Annotated in this window: 14 protein-coding genes; 1 reads left to right on the top strand and 13 read right to left on the bottom strand. The window is 62.3% G+C overall.

What is annotated here, in order from left to right:
* Positions 1-7: 7 nt before the first annotated feature.
* The 10 genes from RL_RS25730 to RL_RS25685 form a co-directional block, all read right to left on the bottom strand.
* The gene (locus tag RL_RS25730) at positions 8-472 is read right to left on the bottom strand and encodes a hypothetical protein (protein ID WP_011654737.1); all 465 of its coding nucleotides are present in this window, start codon (positions 470-472) and stop codon (positions 8-10) included.
* Between the two features lie 331 nt (positions 473-803).
* Complete coding sequence (locus RL_RS40260) at positions 804-974, bottom strand: hypothetical protein (protein ID WP_165419764.1); 171 nt, start codon at positions 972-974, stop codon at positions 804-806.
* 315 nt (positions 975-1,289) lie between these two features.
* Entirely contained in the window at positions 1,290-1,601 is a 312-nt protein-coding gene (locus RL_RS25720; RefSeq protein WP_011654735.1) for a DUF736 domain-containing protein, read from the bottom strand.
* Between the two features lie 682 nt (positions 1,602-2,283).
* Complete coding sequence (locus RL_RS25715; RefSeq protein ID WP_011654733.1) at positions 2,284-3,210, bottom strand: ArdC family protein; 927 nt, start codon at positions 3,208-3,210, stop codon at positions 2,284-2,286.
* Between the two features lie 288 nt (positions 3,211-3,498).
* Positions 3,499-4,083 carry a hypothetical protein gene (locus tag RL_RS25710; RefSeq protein ID WP_011654732.1) on the bottom strand — a complete coding sequence of 195 codons (585 nt, stop codon included), beginning with the start codon at positions 4,081-4,083 and terminating at the stop codon, positions 3,499-3,501.
* A 317-nt stretch (positions 4,084-4,400) separates the two neighbouring features.
* Positions 4,401-4,853, bottom strand: coding sequence for a hypothetical protein (locus RL_RS36985; protein ID WP_011654731.1), 453 nt, complete (start codon positions 4,851-4,853; stop codon positions 4,401-4,403).
* 4 nt (positions 4,854-4,857) lie between these two features.
* A complete protein-coding gene (locus RL_RS25700; RefSeq protein WP_032981051.1) occupies positions 4,858-5,199 on the bottom strand; it encodes a hypothetical protein in 342 nt (113 codons plus the stop codon).
* The gene (locus tag RL_RS25695) at positions 5,196-6,092 is read right to left on the bottom strand and encodes a DUF7007 domain-containing protein (RefSeq protein ID WP_011654729.1); all 897 of its coding nucleotides are present in this window, start codon (positions 6,090-6,092) and stop codon (positions 5,196-5,198) included. The genes RL_RS25700 and RL_RS25695 overlap by 4 nt, the downstream gene beginning before the upstream one ends.
* 91 nt (positions 6,093-6,183) lie before the next feature.
* Entirely contained in the window at positions 6,184-7,932 is a 1,749-nt protein-coding gene (locus tag RL_RS25690) for a ParB N-terminal domain-containing protein (RefSeq protein WP_041936704.1), read from the bottom strand.
* 340 nt (positions 7,933-8,272) lie between these two features.
* Entirely contained in the window at positions 8,273-8,590 is a 318-nt protein-coding gene (locus RL_RS25685; protein WP_011654728.1) for a hypothetical protein, read from the bottom strand.
* Between the two features lie 317 nt (positions 8,591-8,907).
* On the opposite strand from RL_RS25685, the gene RL_RS25680 reads away from it, so the two are divergent.
* On the top strand, positions 8,908-9,150 hold the full coding sequence (locus RL_RS25680; protein ID WP_041936703.1) for a hypothetical protein: 243 nt from the start codon (positions 8,908-8,910) through the stop codon (positions 9,148-9,150).
* Positions 9,151-9,174: 24 nt separating this feature from the next.
* Here RL_RS25680 and RL_RS25675 read toward each other — a convergent pair whose 3' ends face one another.
* The 3 genes from RL_RS25675 to RL_RS25665 all read right to left on the bottom strand — a co-directional run bounded on the left by RL_RS25675 (position 9,175) and on the right by RL_RS25665 (position 16,043).
* The gene (locus RL_RS25675; protein ID WP_011654727.1) at positions 9,175-14,265 is read right to left on the bottom strand and encodes a DEAD/DEAH box helicase family protein; all 5,091 of its coding nucleotides are present in this window, start codon (positions 14,263-14,265) and stop codon (positions 9,175-9,177) included.
* Positions 14,266-14,355: 90 nt separating this feature from the next.
* Positions 14,356-14,958: a DUF1419 domain-containing protein gene (locus tag RL_RS25670; protein WP_011654726.1), complete on the bottom strand. Its 603-nt coding sequence runs from the start codon at positions 14,956-14,958 to the stop codon at positions 14,356-14,358.
* A 116-nt stretch (positions 14,959-15,074) separates the two neighbouring features.
* Positions 15,075-16,043 (bottom strand): DUF3991 and toprim domain-containing protein, encoded by a 969-nt coding sequence (locus tag RL_RS25665; RefSeq protein WP_011654725.1) that lies wholly within the window; start codon positions 16,041-16,043, stop codon positions 15,075-15,077.
* Positions 16,044-16,090: the final 47 nt, after the last annotated feature.

Raw genomic sequence — 16,090 nt, 5'->3', positions numbered from 1 at the left:
ATCGGCCCTAGACGGCACGAGCCGCATGAACGGGGATTCCGGTTTCCCGTGTGATATCCTTTACGATTTGTGCCAGCGAGCCGAGCTCGTCCTCCGTCAACGCAACCAATTCCGGACAATCGATATCGACGCCGCTGTAATCCGCCGTCAAGGCGTTGATCCAGTCGCTGCCGTTAATGCGATATTCATGCGTGTCGAAATCGATTTCGAGGTCGTCCAACAAGCTGATGGCGCAGCGTCCGAAAATCTCGGTCTCGCCGTCCAGCTGATAGGCGGCTTCGTCGCCGGTGAGAACGCTTCGTTCCAATGCCATGATGGTCTGGATACGAGCGATTGCCGCCTCAAGTCCTTCAACCAGGCGGTCATGAAGCTCTTGCAAGAAATCGGTGTCGCAGCCGACCCGATCTGCGAGGACGACGAGCCGGAAACCGACGAGCTTGGCGTAGAGCATGAGGTTCTGATCGGATGTCATAGTGGATCTCCTTCATCTTGATGACGGAGATCGGCCGCTCTGTTGCAATGAGGGGTCAAGGACCGCGAAGCGGCTTGCAAGCGGGGGAACCGATTTTTCCAGAGCGCAGTGCAACGCAGCGGCGGAAAAATTGGGGGAGACCGCGCCGTCCTTGACGCCGGATTTGCTGGAGCAGAATAGGACGTCAGAGAGAGAAGAGACCCGCGGACCCGAAGGGGACGCGACCGATTCCGGCGTGAGCCGGCGGGGAGTGTCGAGGGGTGAAATCCCTGACAGCTTGGTCGGCCGAGCGATCCGGCTGACCAAGCTCACGGATGCGGCAAAAGCCCCCTCAGAAGGGGGGCTCCGCCTTGAGCCAGCCATCCTTCTCGGCAATGATGACGGCCAGCTCGGCGCGCGCCAGCTCGAGTTCGACCTCGATCTCGCGACGTTCGTCGGGATCGATGCACTCCCTGAGCTCGGACCGCAGTTCTTCGATCTGGATTTCAATGTCGTAGGTCATCGTCTGATCTCCTTGGATGTGAAAGACGACGACAGCGGCCGGGAGGGGATGGCGGGGTCAGGGATCGCGCAAGCGACCGGCAGGGCCGGGGAGTGGGGGAGCCGATTTTCGGAAGGCGCCACAGGCGGCTGCAGAAAATTGGGGGAACCGCTCATCCTTGAGGCCGGCATGCGCGAGCGGCACACTCCCGGTTTCTGAGCAGCTATCCCTCCCTCCCGTGTGCCACCAAAAAAGCCGGACCAGGCTCGAAGCCTGATCCGGCTTTAGATATTTGCCGAGGGAAAGACCCCGCCCTTTCGGGCGGGGCCGGAGTTCTCAGTCCCGGTTCGGCCGGGACCAGATCAGCTGGTAGCCATCTTCGCCTTCGACCTCGGAGAGCGTTGCGTAGATGGGGGCGGGGAAGCTCGGGTCATCGAGCTTAACCGAGAGGTAGTCGCGGTCGGTCTGTTCCGAGCGCTTCTGCCAGGCGGCGCCGAGTTCAACGGCTCCCGCGAAGATGCGGAACTGCGGGCCCTTGTCGGAGGGATTTTCGATGCGGGCGATGCGGGCCTTGACGTTGAGCGCGAGGGTGCGGATCGAGCCGGTGAAGCCGTTTTCGGTAGAGGTGAAGGTGCCGATAGTAGCCATTGTCGTATTCCTTTTCGCTGTTTCGGGCCGCTCTATTGCGGCCTCGATGGCAGTCGCAAAGGCCGGGGACGATCGGACCGCATCCGTAGGGCCGGAACAACGTGGAGGGCGGCGCGGAGACACTTTCTTGTTTCGCGAGGAATGACGGCGACCTGGGGTCCCCACTCGACCTGTCGCGTGGGGTGGGTTCCGGCAGGGGATGAAAGTTTCGGAGCGCCGTTGCGGGAATACGAGCGAGGCGTAGCCGCTCTCCGGCCAGACATGCCTCATCGAGCCCGCGAATGGAGCCCTGTCGTCAAGGGAAAGGGATATGGCAATGGCGGGCCCGCACCGGGGAATCGAGGTGAACTGCCACAGCTGGTCAGCAATCTGACATAGCTACCACAACGATATGCACATTCTTCGCATGACGTCCGATCAAGGTCCGCTTGCGAGACGAACTTGCCGCGATAGAGTTGCCCCGCGAATCATCGCCTGGAGGATTTATGGCAAAGCAGACGAAACCGTTTATCGTCGAAATCAAGCAGTCCCGGAAGCTGAAGCCTTCCGCTCCTAAGCCGTCGATCTGGGGAAGGTTAGACTTGAGCACTACGGAAGATCTGGCTCCCGCTGACCCGTTGACAGAGCCGGCCACCACCGAGAGCGGCGACCGACCGTAAGCCTACCTGAAGCGTTCAAGCACTCAAGCAGCGTCCCGAAAGTTGGCCGCCTCCGGCTGTAGCCCGTGAAGGAAGACCGTTGCGCGCTGCGCATGGGCAGCCGCCTGGAAGATCGCCCGCTTGTCGTCGGCCAGCACCTTCAACCAGGACTGAAGGTACGACGCGTGATCAGGCCGCGGCTCGAGTTCAGGGGCTATCCCGAGGTCCGCGCAAAGGAAACAACTGCCAAGCTCGGCAATCAGCTCTTCGCGGGCACGTTCGCTCCTGTCTTTGGCATAACGTGACAGGTCTCGGCCGACGCGGTTCTCGGCGGCAGTCCAGTGCGTCGCTTCGTGGCTGAGCGTAGCATAAAAGCTCGCCGCATCCTTAAACGTCTCGAAGGGCGGCATCTGGATGAGATCAGGACCTGGCGCATAGAATGCCTGATTGCCACCATGGCGGATCACCGCGCCGGTATTCCGGAAGAACCGGTCCGCCTGCTCGATACGCTCAACATGGTCCTGGGCTGGCGCCGGCCGGTAATAATAGTGGTCGGGCAGACCATCGATCTGTTCGACGTTGAACACGGAATAGGCCTTCAGGAAGGGAATTTCCCGATCGACCTCACCACCTTTTCCGTCCGCTTCGGATTTGGTGAACCGGCTCGCGAACACGATCGTCGATCCGGTCTCGCCCTTTCGAACGGCGGCCTCGAGTTCCAACGCCTGCTTGAACGTCATCCACATCGACGAAGCAAAGCCACGCGACATCTGCTCTGACCAGAGCAGGAGAACGTTCATGCCCGAATAGGGCTGGCCGTTGTGGCGGAGCGGGCGGGTGATCCGGCCATCCGTATTCGCCGCATTCCAGGGCTTCATCCAGGGGCGGACCCCGCTTGCGAGGTCCTCGAGGATCCGATCGGTAATGCGGGAATAGATGTCGGTGCGCTGGCTTTCGACCTTCTTGCTCATTTCTCATCTCCACTATTCGGAGCCGCGCCAATCGCGGCCCCGTCGCGCAGGCCAAGGTCAGGAGCCATGAGCCGACGGCTTGCACCGGAACGGCCGAAACGAAGTGGAGGACGGCGAAGCCGTTGCCTGACGTGGGCGGCTCCTGCAGGTCCGACGCACGAGACGGGCCGCAACGGCTCGATCAAATTCCTATTTCCGCTTTCCCTCCATCGAGAGCCGGCATGAAAAAAGGCCGCCCCAAAGAGACGGCCTCTAACGATAAGGGGGGGCGGGCCCCGCCGCATGGTGTCAGTCGAAAGCGGACATCTGGGCCGCGGCCGCCTTGCGATCCACAGAATGTCCGGGGTTTTCGACTGGGCGATCGAACGGCTTCCAGCTCTCACCGACGATATGCTTGTAGGCGGCGACGGCACCTTCGGCTGCCATCCGTAACGCGTGAGCCTGGATGCCCATGTCGGCGGCGAATTCCCGCTTGCGGTGGGCGGCGCTATCGTAGCCGACGGGACCGTCGAGGTCTTCGTCGCGGGCATCGTTTGCCGCCTTGGCCGTGGCATCGCGTGCCTGGGTGACGGCATTGCTGTAGAATTGGCCGGCGCCGTGGGCGGAGCCGACATAGGCGCCGACGATGCGCTGCAGGTGGATCTGCATGGCCCGGTCACCGAGGCCTTCGCTGAGAGCATCCGCGGTCTCGGTGATGAGCCGTTCGTGGAGGTCGCGGATCCCCTCGCTGTCGATGACGGCGGTCCCGAAGCTTTCGGCGATCTTGATCGCCTGGGCGCTGTCTGGGCAGGTGAGGCGGACCATTTCGACGGTGGCGCCCTTGCGGAGCTGGACGACCCGGGCGGTCTGGCGAGTGGTTACGGGCTTGGCCATGTCTCTTCCTTTCGAGCCGAAGTGGTTCCGGCCCCGTGCCGGCTTGCCCTTCGGTGCGGTCGACCCGAACCGGCGGAAGACGGGCGCTTCAAGATCCGGGCGTGCCAGGCCAAGCGGAGCCGATCTGCGAGCCGGCAGGGCAACCGCCCTGCGAGGCCGAGCGGAACTGCTCCGCGCAGGACGGCGGGTTCCGGCCGCCCCGCGGCGCGATAGCGGCCTTGAAGTGGACGGCCGCTGGCTCAGACCGCAGCAAAACCGAAGGACAAACCGTCACGGTGCCATCACCGGACACGACAAGGATATGGCTCCAGCCCGTTCTACTCCTCGCTTTTGCCGATGCCCACATGCGAGACCGCTGCGTTCCCGTCGGACTGGCTCCGCAATACTGCCTTCGGCAACCGGTAGGATTGAAGCCATGTGGGACCATGGGTGTTACGGAGACCGCGCAAGATCCCGCCATCGTCATAAGGCGGTCCACCCCCCATCCAGACATCGCTGAAGATGCTCTTCCAGCGTCGTCCATGCCTGGCGGCATACGCTTGTAGTGCAGCTTCCTGATCGTCGCTCGGGGCTGGCCATTGCTGGCGCCTGTGTTTGGCAGCACGCAATTCGGTCCCGTTGCGCTCTGCGATCATGCGCTTGAGCTCGGCCACGCCCGCGTCAAGGCATGCTTTCCCTTCGAGATGATGAAACCGCAGCCAGAACGCAGTTCGCTCAGCATTGGAAGATCCGATCCCGGCGTTCCGCTCGAGGTCACCTATTGTTGCCATGTCATCAGCCCTCCGGACTCGAGTGTGGGCCGGCAGAAGATAAACGGTCGCGTAGCGCTGCGATCGCAGCGTCCTGTCGAGCCAGCTTTCTTGATAGGGCTTCGGCCTCTGGCTGACGCTCTGCTGTGAGGCCGGCTAGGTTGGCGCGATAGCGCTCGAGCAGGGTGCGGCCATCGGGCGCCTTTCCGCGATGGTAGCCAGTCTGGCGCCTCGCAAGCTTCGGCAGGATTGCCGTCATCCGGCGGGTGATCTGCCTGTCAATGAGTTCCAACTGCCTCTGGGTCTGACGGCGGGCGTCCTCCATGCGAGAGAGCTGGGTTTCGGGTGACATTACCGGTGCCATCATGCCGCCCTCGCGCTCCAACCGACGAAGCTCGACGGACCATCATAGGCGGCATGACGCGCGAGATCGATGACAAAGCCAAAGCGACCGCGCCTACCATATTCTTCATGAGGAACGAGAAAGCGACGCTCCTCTCGCTGGGGTTCGCGATTGCCGCCTCTCTTGGCGAACACCTCAGTCATGCCGGAGTGGTGAGAGGAGATGATTGCAGAGATGACGATCCAGTCGTCAGCATGCACGCGATCAAACTCAGCGCTATCCTTCAACCAGGATTCCCCGGCGCTGAGCTGACGGCCGCGAAGCTTCTCCCAATAATCCGGGAAGGTGTTGCGCGCGGCCTCATTGGCGCACTGGCGCTCGTAGCCGGTGAAGAGATCCGGGAACGTCAAGGCGACGATCGCCCATTCGCTATCTTCCTCGTACCAACCGCCCGCGCTGCGAACCGAGGCATCGACCTGAAGATTTCGATCGGGAGAAAGATGAAAGCCGCCATGTCCTGAGGTCGAGTGGCTGACAATTCCCTCGGCATAGATCGTCGCCAGCTGCGAGCCGCCCCATGGCGTGCTTGCCGACATGCGTGTCTGGATGCGGGAGAAGGCTGAAAGTTCCCGCATGTGCTCCGCGGTCTCGATTGCGCGGAGACGGAACGCCGCTTCGTCCTTCACGCGCCCATCGTGGCGATAAAAATGGTGACGCCGCACTTCGGCTAACGGCTTGGTGATGCGCCAAGCACTGGCCAGAAAGAAGTCGCCGCTTCCGTTGGAGATCAGGCCGAGGAGGATTTCGCCGATGCGTGCAACAGGAAATCCGTCGGCGCTTGTCCCGAACTCGACGCCATCGGCGGCTGAGGAGATGGATACTGGGTCTGTGGCGGAGGTAAATGATGCTCCGTTCATGGTCGGGCTCCTTTGTTTGAAGGTCCTGAAAAGCAAACCGCCGCCGGGATGACCGGCGGCGGAGCGGAAGATTTGGAAAGGACTGGTGGGATTACTCGGCCGCGATCCCGTAGGCCGTTTCGTGGTCGTCGAGCGTGCCCGGACCCTCATCCGCTTCGACCATGTCGGAGACATCAACCTCTCCATGCCCGTCATTAGCGACGATACCGCCGTCAGTGCCATCGTCGGTCTCGCCCTCATCCTGCGGGGTCGCTTCGTGATCAAGATGCTTGAGGAGGGCGAGAACCTCCGTCGGCTCCGGCGCGAACAGAGCAGACGGATGGACGAGGTTCGTATCGCCTTCGAAGTGGGTGACGAGAGCTGAGCGGGTCTCGCGGACACGCGCACGCGGCTCGACACCGGCATCCTTGGCGACGGTTTCAAGGGCCCGACGCGATAGGGATGCGAGGAAATCCTCCATGCCCATGTTCGGCAGGTAGCTGTCCGCACCGATCGCCTGGCCGGCGACACGGGACACGACGCCGCTGTTCGACATGCCGCGACGGCATGAGAGCACGTCGATCAGGGCTGCACGTGCAGCGCCGCGAACTGTATCCATGTCGAAAGACAGCTTGCCATCCTCGGTGAAGAGGCGAGCGGCATGGCGGCCGAAGCGCGCACCGCCGTAAAGGTTGCCGCCCGCGCCGGAGTCGACGCGAACGTTCTGTCCCGCGAAGGCAAGCACGAGCAGCGCCATCAGCATATCGTCTTCGATCAGAGCGCGGCCGAGGGCATCGTGCAGGGCGTCGGTGCGGAAATCGCCAATCATATCCTGACCCTTCTGGGTAACATCCGGGCGTGCCTTCGGTGTTGAGCCGGTATCGTCATTGATGGCGCTCTCGGCACCATTTGCACTGTCGCCCTTCGGCTTCGCCGCCTCGGGCATGCGGTAGTAGACGGTCTGAACCTTGCCGTCGCGATTGAGATAAAGGCCTGTGTCGTCGGATTTCGAGGGCTTGCCGTAGACCTGGCTTGCCTTCTTCGGCAGTTCCGGCTGACCCCAGCTGTTGACCTCGACGATCGCGCCGCGCTTCGGCAGATTGGACGTCATCCATTCGTGCTGGGCGCCGAGAAAACCTTCGACGTTGGTGGTGTAGCGGCTGTCCTGGTCGGCCGGCGCGAACAGATCTTCGACCCATTCGATGCCATAGGCCTCGCGCAGATCATCGCCGAAGCTGGCATCCTTGGCATACATGCGCTTCTTGGTCAGGGCATTGGCGATCGACCACCAGGCAGCGGTGTCGCCCTTCTTCGGCTTGTGCGCCTTCCAGACTTCCTTCTGTTCGACCTCACCGGCGGCAGCAATGATCCGCAACTGCTGCTCGGAGGGCATATCGCCCAGCGCCATCTGCTCGAGCATCGCCGGCAGAACGTTTGCAAGCAGGCGTAGCTTGCGGATCTGGCGAACGGGGAGCGCCAGCGCGACGGCGATCGCTTCCTCGGTCCAGCCGAGTGCGACGAGCCGCTCGATACCCCGCCATTGGTCGACCGGGTTTAGCGCTTCGCGCACGCTGTTTTCGACCATCGAGCGCATGGCGCCGTTGTCGTTCGCAGCATCCACCACGAGGATCTCGATTTCCCCGAGGCCCGCAGCGATCGCGAGGCGCACTCGGCGATGGCCGGCATCGATGATGTAGCCATTGCCACCATCCGCTTCGGGCGCAACGATGGGCGGCTGGACGATACCGACGGCTTTGATCGTCGCCAGCATCAGCGCATCGGCCTGTGGCGACGATTTCGTCTGACGCATGCGGTCGGGGTTTTCCTTCAGAGCGCGGGGATCGATCGTCTTGATCTGCATGGGACTGTCCTTTCGGGAGGGTTACGAGCCGGCGCCTTGCCAGCCCTTCCTGTCTTCATTTTTCTCGAAGACACCTCCGGGACCGCGGGGTCGGCCGAACTGCCGCAACTGCGGCCGAGCATCCCTGCTGGGCAGGACGAGCGGGGCATCTGCCCTGCGAAGGACAACCGGCCGGGATCGCACAGGCGGCGGTTGAGCGGAAGCGGCGGCAGGAGGACCGATCTGCGACCGGTTCCATTTTCTTTCCTATACTTCGCCCCTTTTCTAATTTACATCGCAGCGATTTCCGGTTCATCATGCAGCGCCAGATCTGCGTATAGACGCGGCCCGTCTGAAAGACTTAGGGGCGCCGTTTCAGAAGCGAGAACGCATCAGCCACTATCCTCTTCAGCATCGCCTTTCGATCGGCCTCGACCGCGGACGTTGGGGCAGGGTGAGTGGCCGGAACCGGCCCGCCATCCTCAGGATCCGCAACCGGATCTGCGAGTGAGATAGCCGGTTTCGCAGCAACGACGATGTGCGAGACGGTCGTTTCGTCGGACTTCACAGTGACGGCGACTTTGTTGCCGGATCGGATCTGGTCGACCGCAATTCGAGCAGCGGCCTCCTCGTCGTCGGCTTCAATGAGAGAGGTCTGGATTACAAGATAAAAAGGCATGGGTTCCCGCAGTGTTATTCTTCAGGTCTCATCGCGCGCGCATCGGTCAAGGCGCCAAAAGCGAAAACGAAATCCGTATCTCGTATCCACATCGACTTAGCGGCCGAAGCGAAAAGGGCGCTCGACCCGTGCGGGGAGCGCCCTTTTCTCTGATCCCGGACGATATCGAAAGCCGCGGCGGTTGCCCGGCGGCAGGACATCATCGAAACGGGAAGTGATGCTCAGATATTGTTGATAGCCACAGATTTCAAGTCGCGGCGTGAGCGACCCCCTGATAGATGTCGCCGCCCATCCGATAACTCCCAAGTCGAGGCAAGATGAGCACGGACCCCAACACCCGGAAATCCATCGCGCAGCGGGCCATCGACAGGGCGAAAGGCCATGGCGTGCCCATCGATGAAAATCCGGCCTTCATCGCGCTTCTCGACGAATGGGTTCGCGGCGAGATCGATATGAAGCAGATGCGGGAGCGCTACCTCGGCAGACTCGCCCTGCAGGAGGCCGAGCAACGCGGCCGCCTCGCGCGCAGGCGAGCACGACCGGAACCAGGCGAGACCTGAAGACCTCCGGTTCCGGCCGCAGTTTCAAGCGGCCTCCTGGGCACCGTCATCCACGGCGGCGGCCGCCAGTTCGTCTTCGATCCCAAGGAGAAGACGGCGCTTCTCGGAGAGCTCATCGGCGAACTGGAAGGTTCCGCCCGTGCGGGAACGATAGGACGTCAGGCGTCGCTCGGCGTCATCCAGGCGCTGGCGATAGCGCCGTTGTTCCTCCTCGAACCCGTCGAGCCCATGCTCGAGCCGGGAGATCGCTCCAAGTGGGGTGACAGTGATAGCAAGCTCGATCTCGTAGTCGGCGCCGCTGCGCTGGATGAGCGTCTTGTAGCGATAGCCATCGCCCCTGCCGAACCGCTCGCCCTCATAGACGAGATCGAACCCGCCGATCGTCGCCAGATGAACCTCGCCCTCGTGCTGGAGCTGCAGAAGCGTGAGGATCTCTTTCATCAGTGAGCGGCCGGCCTCCTTGCGCTCGGTATGGCTCTCTCCCAGCACCGTCATCGTAAAGGCGTCGCCTGACGTGGGCTGGAGCCGCTCGAGGTCCTGGCCGACCTCACCGATGCGGCGGGTCGAGATCTCGATCTCGCGTTCGGCATCGCGCATCTGCCCGCGGACGGCATACTGATCGTCTTCGTGGGCGGCGCGGAGCCGTTCGAGCCGGGCAATGTCGGCTTCCAGGCCGGCTTTCTGCATCAATCGCTCGTCGCCGGACGCGATGGCCTTGGCCATGGCGAACTGGTTGGCGGCGCCTTCGCCTACATCTTCGAGCCTGCGGATCGACGTGTCGCCTGAAAGGGCAGCGGCGATAAACCGCGCCTTGCGTTCGTTGTTCTGCCACATGGAAGCGTCGAGACTTCCCTCGGTGGCATAGGCGAAGATGTCGACCTCGTCATGCTGGTTTCCCTGTCGAACGATGCGTCCTTCGCGCTGTTCGATCTGCGACGGCAGCCACGGGACATCGAGATGGTGGAGCGCTTTCAGCCGGAGCTGGGCATTGACGCCGGTGCCCATGGTCTCGGAGGATCCAATCAGGAAACGCACCTTGCCGGCGCGGACATCGCCGAACAGCCGTTGCTTGGCCTCGGTCTTCTTGTAGTCCTGCATGAAGGCGATCTCCGCCGCGGGTACGCCGAGCCGGATCAGCTCGTCGCGGATGAACCGGTAGGCCGAAAACCCCCGGGTCTTCTCGACATTCATAGTGCCGAGATCGGAGAAGATCATCTGCGCGGCCCCCGGCAGTTCGAAATCCTTGCCATCGGGGCGCCGGTAGACCGCATCACCGGTCTCCTTCCAGATCCGGTGCGCATTGCGGACCAGGAGATTCAGCTTGTTATCGTCCTCGTTCCCAGCCGCCGGCATGACGAACCGCAGATCGATAGCGGCGTGGCGGCCGTCAGTGATGACGGATAGAAGAATGTCGTCACCGGGTTTGGCCGGACCCTCGCGCTGTTCGATCATCTTGATCCTGCTGCCGAGCGTCTGCTGATAGGTCTTGAACAGCGCCGTCGGCTTCGCGGTCATGATCTGCCGCCGGCCGGTCGAGATGTCGGGCACCCTCACATACTGCCGAAGGTCATCCGGCATGACCACATCGGCAAACGAGCGGAACATCGCGATCAGCTCGGGGACGTTGACGAACGACGCAAAGCGACTGACCGGCTTGTATTTGCCGGATGGTTGGATTTCCAGTTCGGTCGTCGTATCGCCGAAGCAGGACGCCCAGGCATCGAATTCATGCAGCCCGCGCTCGAAAAGAGCCGCGTGGCCAAGCAGTCTCTGGATCGAGAACATTTCGCCTAGCGTGTTGGTGATCGGCGTGCCGGAGGCCAGCACCAGCGCCCGGCCGGGATTTTTCGTCTCGATGTAGCGGGACTTCACATAGAGATCCCAGGCGCGCTGCGAGCCGTTCGGATCGATGCCCTTCAGCGTCGACATATTGGTGGCGAAGGAGAGCTTGCGGAATTCCTGCGCCTCGTCGACGACGATCTGATCCACACCGATCTCCGAGATCGTAAGAAGATCGTCCTTGCGGGTAGCGAGACCTTCGAGCCGCTCCTTCATTCCTTCTTTCAACCGCTCAAGCCGCTTACGCGAGACGCGGTCCTCGCTGTCGACCTTGGTCAGCAGATCCTCGTATAGCTGCAGCTCGTCCTGGATCATCTCCTGCTCGAAGGCCGACGGCACGGCGATGAAGCGAAACGCCGAATGGGTGATGATGATCGCGTCCCAAGTGGCGGTCGCTGCCCGCGACAGGAAGCGAGCGCGCTTGTCCTTGGTGAAATTGGTCTCGTCGGCCACGAGAATGCGCGCGTTGGGGTAAAGAGCCAGGAATTCGCGCGCCGCCTGCGCCAGGCAATGGCCGGGGACAACCAGCATCGCCTTGGCGATCAGCCCCAGCCGGCGTTGCTCCATGATCGCGGCCGCCATCGTCATGGTCTTGCCGGCGCCGACGGCGTGGGCGAGATAGGTCGAGCCATCGGCGATGATCCGCCAGATGCCGCGTTTCTGGTGCCCATAAAGAACGAAGGCGCCAGAGGCGCCGGGAAGTTTCAGATGGGAGCCGTCGAATTTGCGTGGCGCAATGTTGTTGAAGCGGTCGTTGTAATCGCGGGCCAACCGGTCGGTGCGGTCCGGATCGGTCCAAACCCAGTCTTGAAACGCCTGCTTGATCTTCTGCAACTTGTCGCGCGCCGCCTCGGTATCGACGACGTTCAGCACCCGGCGCTCGCCATCGACATCCTTGAACACATCGAAGATCTGCGGGACGCGGCTGTTTAACGCATCGGCGAGCAGCTCGCCGGCATGCCGGCGGCCCGTGCCCCATTCGGATGTGCCGGCTGCAGAATAGCCGAGCTGGCGCGCTTCCACCGTCCAGGAGCTAAGCTCCGGCATGTGGTGGATGCGGATATCGCTTTCCATCCTTTCCTTGACGAAGGCGACGACATCCGCGGCCGGGATCCAAGGCGCGCCGAGGCGTGCCGTGATGTCCGACGGACGCAGGTCGGCCGGTTGGACCGCCTGAAGGGCACGAACATTGCGCTCGTAGACCGGATCAAGTTCCGCTGCTGCCTGCGCGGCCGCCAGCTTGGTGCGGACCGATCCGGAGAGATAGGCATCGGCAGTCTTCCAGGAACCATCAGCCGGATCTTGAAACACCGTGTCACGGAGGTCATCGATGACTGCGGAGATTTCGCGATGGAGGAGTTCGGCGATATGATCGACATCGACATGGCCGCGCTCGTTGAGTACGACCGCCAGCGCATCAGCAGCATTGGTGATGACAGGCGACATCGGCGGAGCGATCACACGGGTGGCGAAGATCGGACCCGGCTTCGCCGTGTCGGTCTCCAGATCATAGTCCTCGATCGATGCAACCAGCCAGCAATCGGGATCATCGCGGAAGGGCAACAAGTTCGGCTGACGATGGGTCTCCTTCACCTCGCCGGTCTCTGGATCCTCCTGGATCGAGACGGTTGTGTGGTTGATCGGACCGAAGTCGCGGACGAATGCCGACCAGGCGAGGCGGAGCCGCACCTGCAGGTCGCGCCACGGCCGGTCCGTCTCCTGGGCCTTCAGTATCTCACGGACGGCATCGCGGATCGGGACCAGTTTCGAGATGATCCGAACATGCTTTTCAGAGATCCCGTCACCGGGGCGGCCCTTCCGGACGGTCACCGCTACCGCCGTGCCGTCGAGCATCTGCATCAGCCCCTTCGCCCGGTCAACGAAGAAGCTGCCTTCGCGGACCGGGCTATCCTTCGGCCTGAGGTCGACGATCTCGGCGAGCTCATCTTCCAGATCGATATCAATCGGGGTCGGCTCGCCGTCATAGACGTCGGCCGGAAGAAGTTCGATGGCGGCGTCGAGGATGGTGTCGAGATCGGCTCCGTCGCGGGCGACGCAGGTGTACGTCTCGCCAAACGGCCCAGAGGTGAGGGCATGGGTGCCGAGCACGAAGTCGGGATGGCGTGCAAACCAGCGGTTCACGCGGATCGCACCCTCATCGTCGACAGCAGGCCGCACCTCATCAACATCAAGCCAGATCTGATCGCCTTCCGGTTCTCCTGCCTTGCGCTTGCGGAAGAAGAGGATGTCAACGACGACATCGGTGCCGGCGTCGCGCCGAAAGCTGCCTTCTGGCAGGCGGATCGCCGCGATCAGGTCGGCGGTTTTGGCGATATGCTCGCGTGCGGTCGTCGCGGCCTTGTCCAACGTGCCATGCGAGGTGACGAAGGCGGCCAGTGCGCCCGGCTTCAACAAGTCGATCGAGCGCGCAATGAAATAATCGTGGAGCCGCAAGCCAAGCGACCGGTAGGCCCGGTCGGAGCGGACGGTGCGATCGGAAAAGGGCGGATTGCCGATGGCGAGATCGTAGATCGGCGCCAGATCCGTGCGGGCGAAGTCGCCTTCAATGATGCGAGACCGCGGCTGAAGAAGGCGCACGATGCGCGCCGTGACCGGATCGAGCTCGATCCCGGTGACATAGGCGGTGTCGCGGTACTCTGGTGGGATGAGGGCAGGGAAGAGCCCTGTCCCGATACCGGGCTCAAGCACCCGGCCCCCGCGCCAGCCGAGACGCTGGATCCCAGCCCAGATCGCCCGGACGATCAGTTCCGGCGTGAAATGGGCATATTGGGTGCAGCGGGCAAGCGAGGCATAATCAGCCTCCGACACGGCGGTTTCGAGCGAAGAACCGAGCGCGTCCCAGCCATCACAAAAATCGACCTCGCCCGGCCGGCGGAACATGCCATTGGCAAGCTCGCCAGCACCGAAGCCAGTGAAGCGGACCATCTGTGCCTGCTCCTTGGCGGTCGCCGGCCGCTCCTGCTTCACTATGCCCTCCGTGACCAGGATTGCCGCCACGTTGACGCGAGCACGATCCTTCCATGAGGCACCGAGACCGCGGTCGCCGTCCAGATAGAAATTCTGGCGCTGACTGTTCGGGCACGCCGCCGAAGTCACAACTGGCAAAGCCGGGGCGGGCGCCGGCGGAGTGGGATCGGGATCGTCGTCATTGGCCGCCACTGTGTCGAAGCCGCCAAATGCGGTGACACCTAGCGCAAGGCCTGAAGAGAGCGCAGAGCTACCGAACATGTCGAGAGTGAAAGGATCGTTGCTCATCGGGAGTTTTCCTTTTCGGATGCGCGCCATCGCTCGCCCGCCGCAATAGCGGGCTGGAAGCGCCTGATGGATTGAAGGGATTGATGACGCCTAGGCCGCGATGTCAGGCAGATGCCGCATATGAACGGGCAGTTTGGCGGCGGTCTCATCATCGGTAAGGTCGTCCAGCAGCTTCAGAAGCGTGCCATTGGTGCCGCTCCACAGCATGACCATGCGCTGCCCCTGCATCACCGGTGGAAACCGATCGCCGGCATAGCCGCGATAGGCATTCGTAGTGCTGCTCCAGATATGTTCTAGTAGCTCTTCACGGGACATGGCGTGAACCGGCTGGGTTTCGCGCTCGAAGATCGTCGCCCGCATCGTCTCGACCGAAGTGGGATCGGACAGGTCGCAATAGCCGTGGAAGTACCGAGGCTTTCCGTCGATCCGCAGCGCAAGGAAGATGCTGGTGGTCGAGCCCGTTAGGAATTCGCGCAACGCGAAGATCGGCCCGCACATCCACAATGGCGGCAGGATATTGAGCATGTAATCGTAGAGTGCCTCATCAAGTTCGAACCATTCTCCGCTGTAAAGCGGAGCAGCATCGCTCCGCCACCGGTCGGGGCGCTGACTATGGCGATCGAAAAGCCGGAACATTTGCGGGCGCGTTGCGACGCCCTCGAAAATCTTGCGGATGGGGGCAGGGGTGTTCATCTCTGGCTCCTTCAGGTTTCGGGACCTGGCGATGGCCACTCCATCACCTCTGTTTTAGTCCCTCATGACACCTTCCGGGCCGCCGGCATCCCGATCGGCCGCGTCAAGGGCCGGCTTTAGCCGGGCGAAGCCTCCCTTGATGCGGTCGGCGGCGATGCGGCACGCCTCTCTCTTCCTTCGCTCTTCAATTTCTCTCTCCTTCTCTCCTGCAGGACTTCATTCCAATCCTCCGCCGGCGGCCGGAGACGGACCGAAGGGCGATCGACCTGTGCGGCCAGTGCCTGAAGACGACGTGCGAACGCATCGCCTTGGCTATTGGCATCGGTGGCACAGACGAGGTGAGTGCCAGGGCAAGCGAGAAGGTCGACCAGCGCCGCTTCGGTTCTGGGCGACCATCCGCCACCGGTACTGAGGTAAAGACTTCCGTCCTGCAGATCTTCGATCGTGGCGAGGCTCATCGCGTCGATGGCAGCCTCCGTCACGCAGAGACGGAGAGCGTCAGGCGCACCCAGGCGAAACAGAACTTTGCTGCCACCCGTCGAAAAGCCGCGCCAGTCAGGTCCGCGCTCTTCCCATCCAACCACCAATCCGGCGCCATCGCTATGGGCGGCCCACATGCTGCCGAATGGACCTTCTCGAACGATCCCTTGATTGATGGCCGAGCGCAGGATGGAGATCGGGATCGCACGCGACCAGCAGAGATACCTCCAGACGCCGGATCCAGTAGCTGGAAGACCGCGACCTTGCCATCGTGTCAGAATATCCGCAGGCTCGACCTTGGACGGCGGCTTCTTCCAGATGACGGGTGCAGCTGTGAAGCCGATGAGATCGCCAACACGGTCGACAGCCTCTGAAAATCCTAAATGCTGAAGCAAGCAAGTAAGAGCGAAAACGTCGCCTTTGTCGTCGCTCAAGGGATCAAACCAGCCGCGACCTTCGTGGGTGACGATGATGATTTCCGCTCCGCGACGAAACTTCACCGCCCGGCGCGTGCTTTCCTTCACATCGACCGCGAACCCAGCCTGTTCGAGGACGGCAGCACAACTCACCGCCTCGCGTAGTTTCTCGATTTCTTCTCTTTTCATGATTTTTCCGATCGCCTGCGATCGTTCCTCAATTTAACTCCCCGCAT

This window comes from Rhizobium johnstonii 3841, assembly GCF_000009265.1.
Taxonomy (GTDB): domain Bacteria; phylum Pseudomonadota; class Alphaproteobacteria; order Rhizobiales; family Rhizobiaceae; genus Rhizobium; species Rhizobium acaciae.
This window is presented reverse-complemented; position numbering and strand designations above follow the sequence as displayed.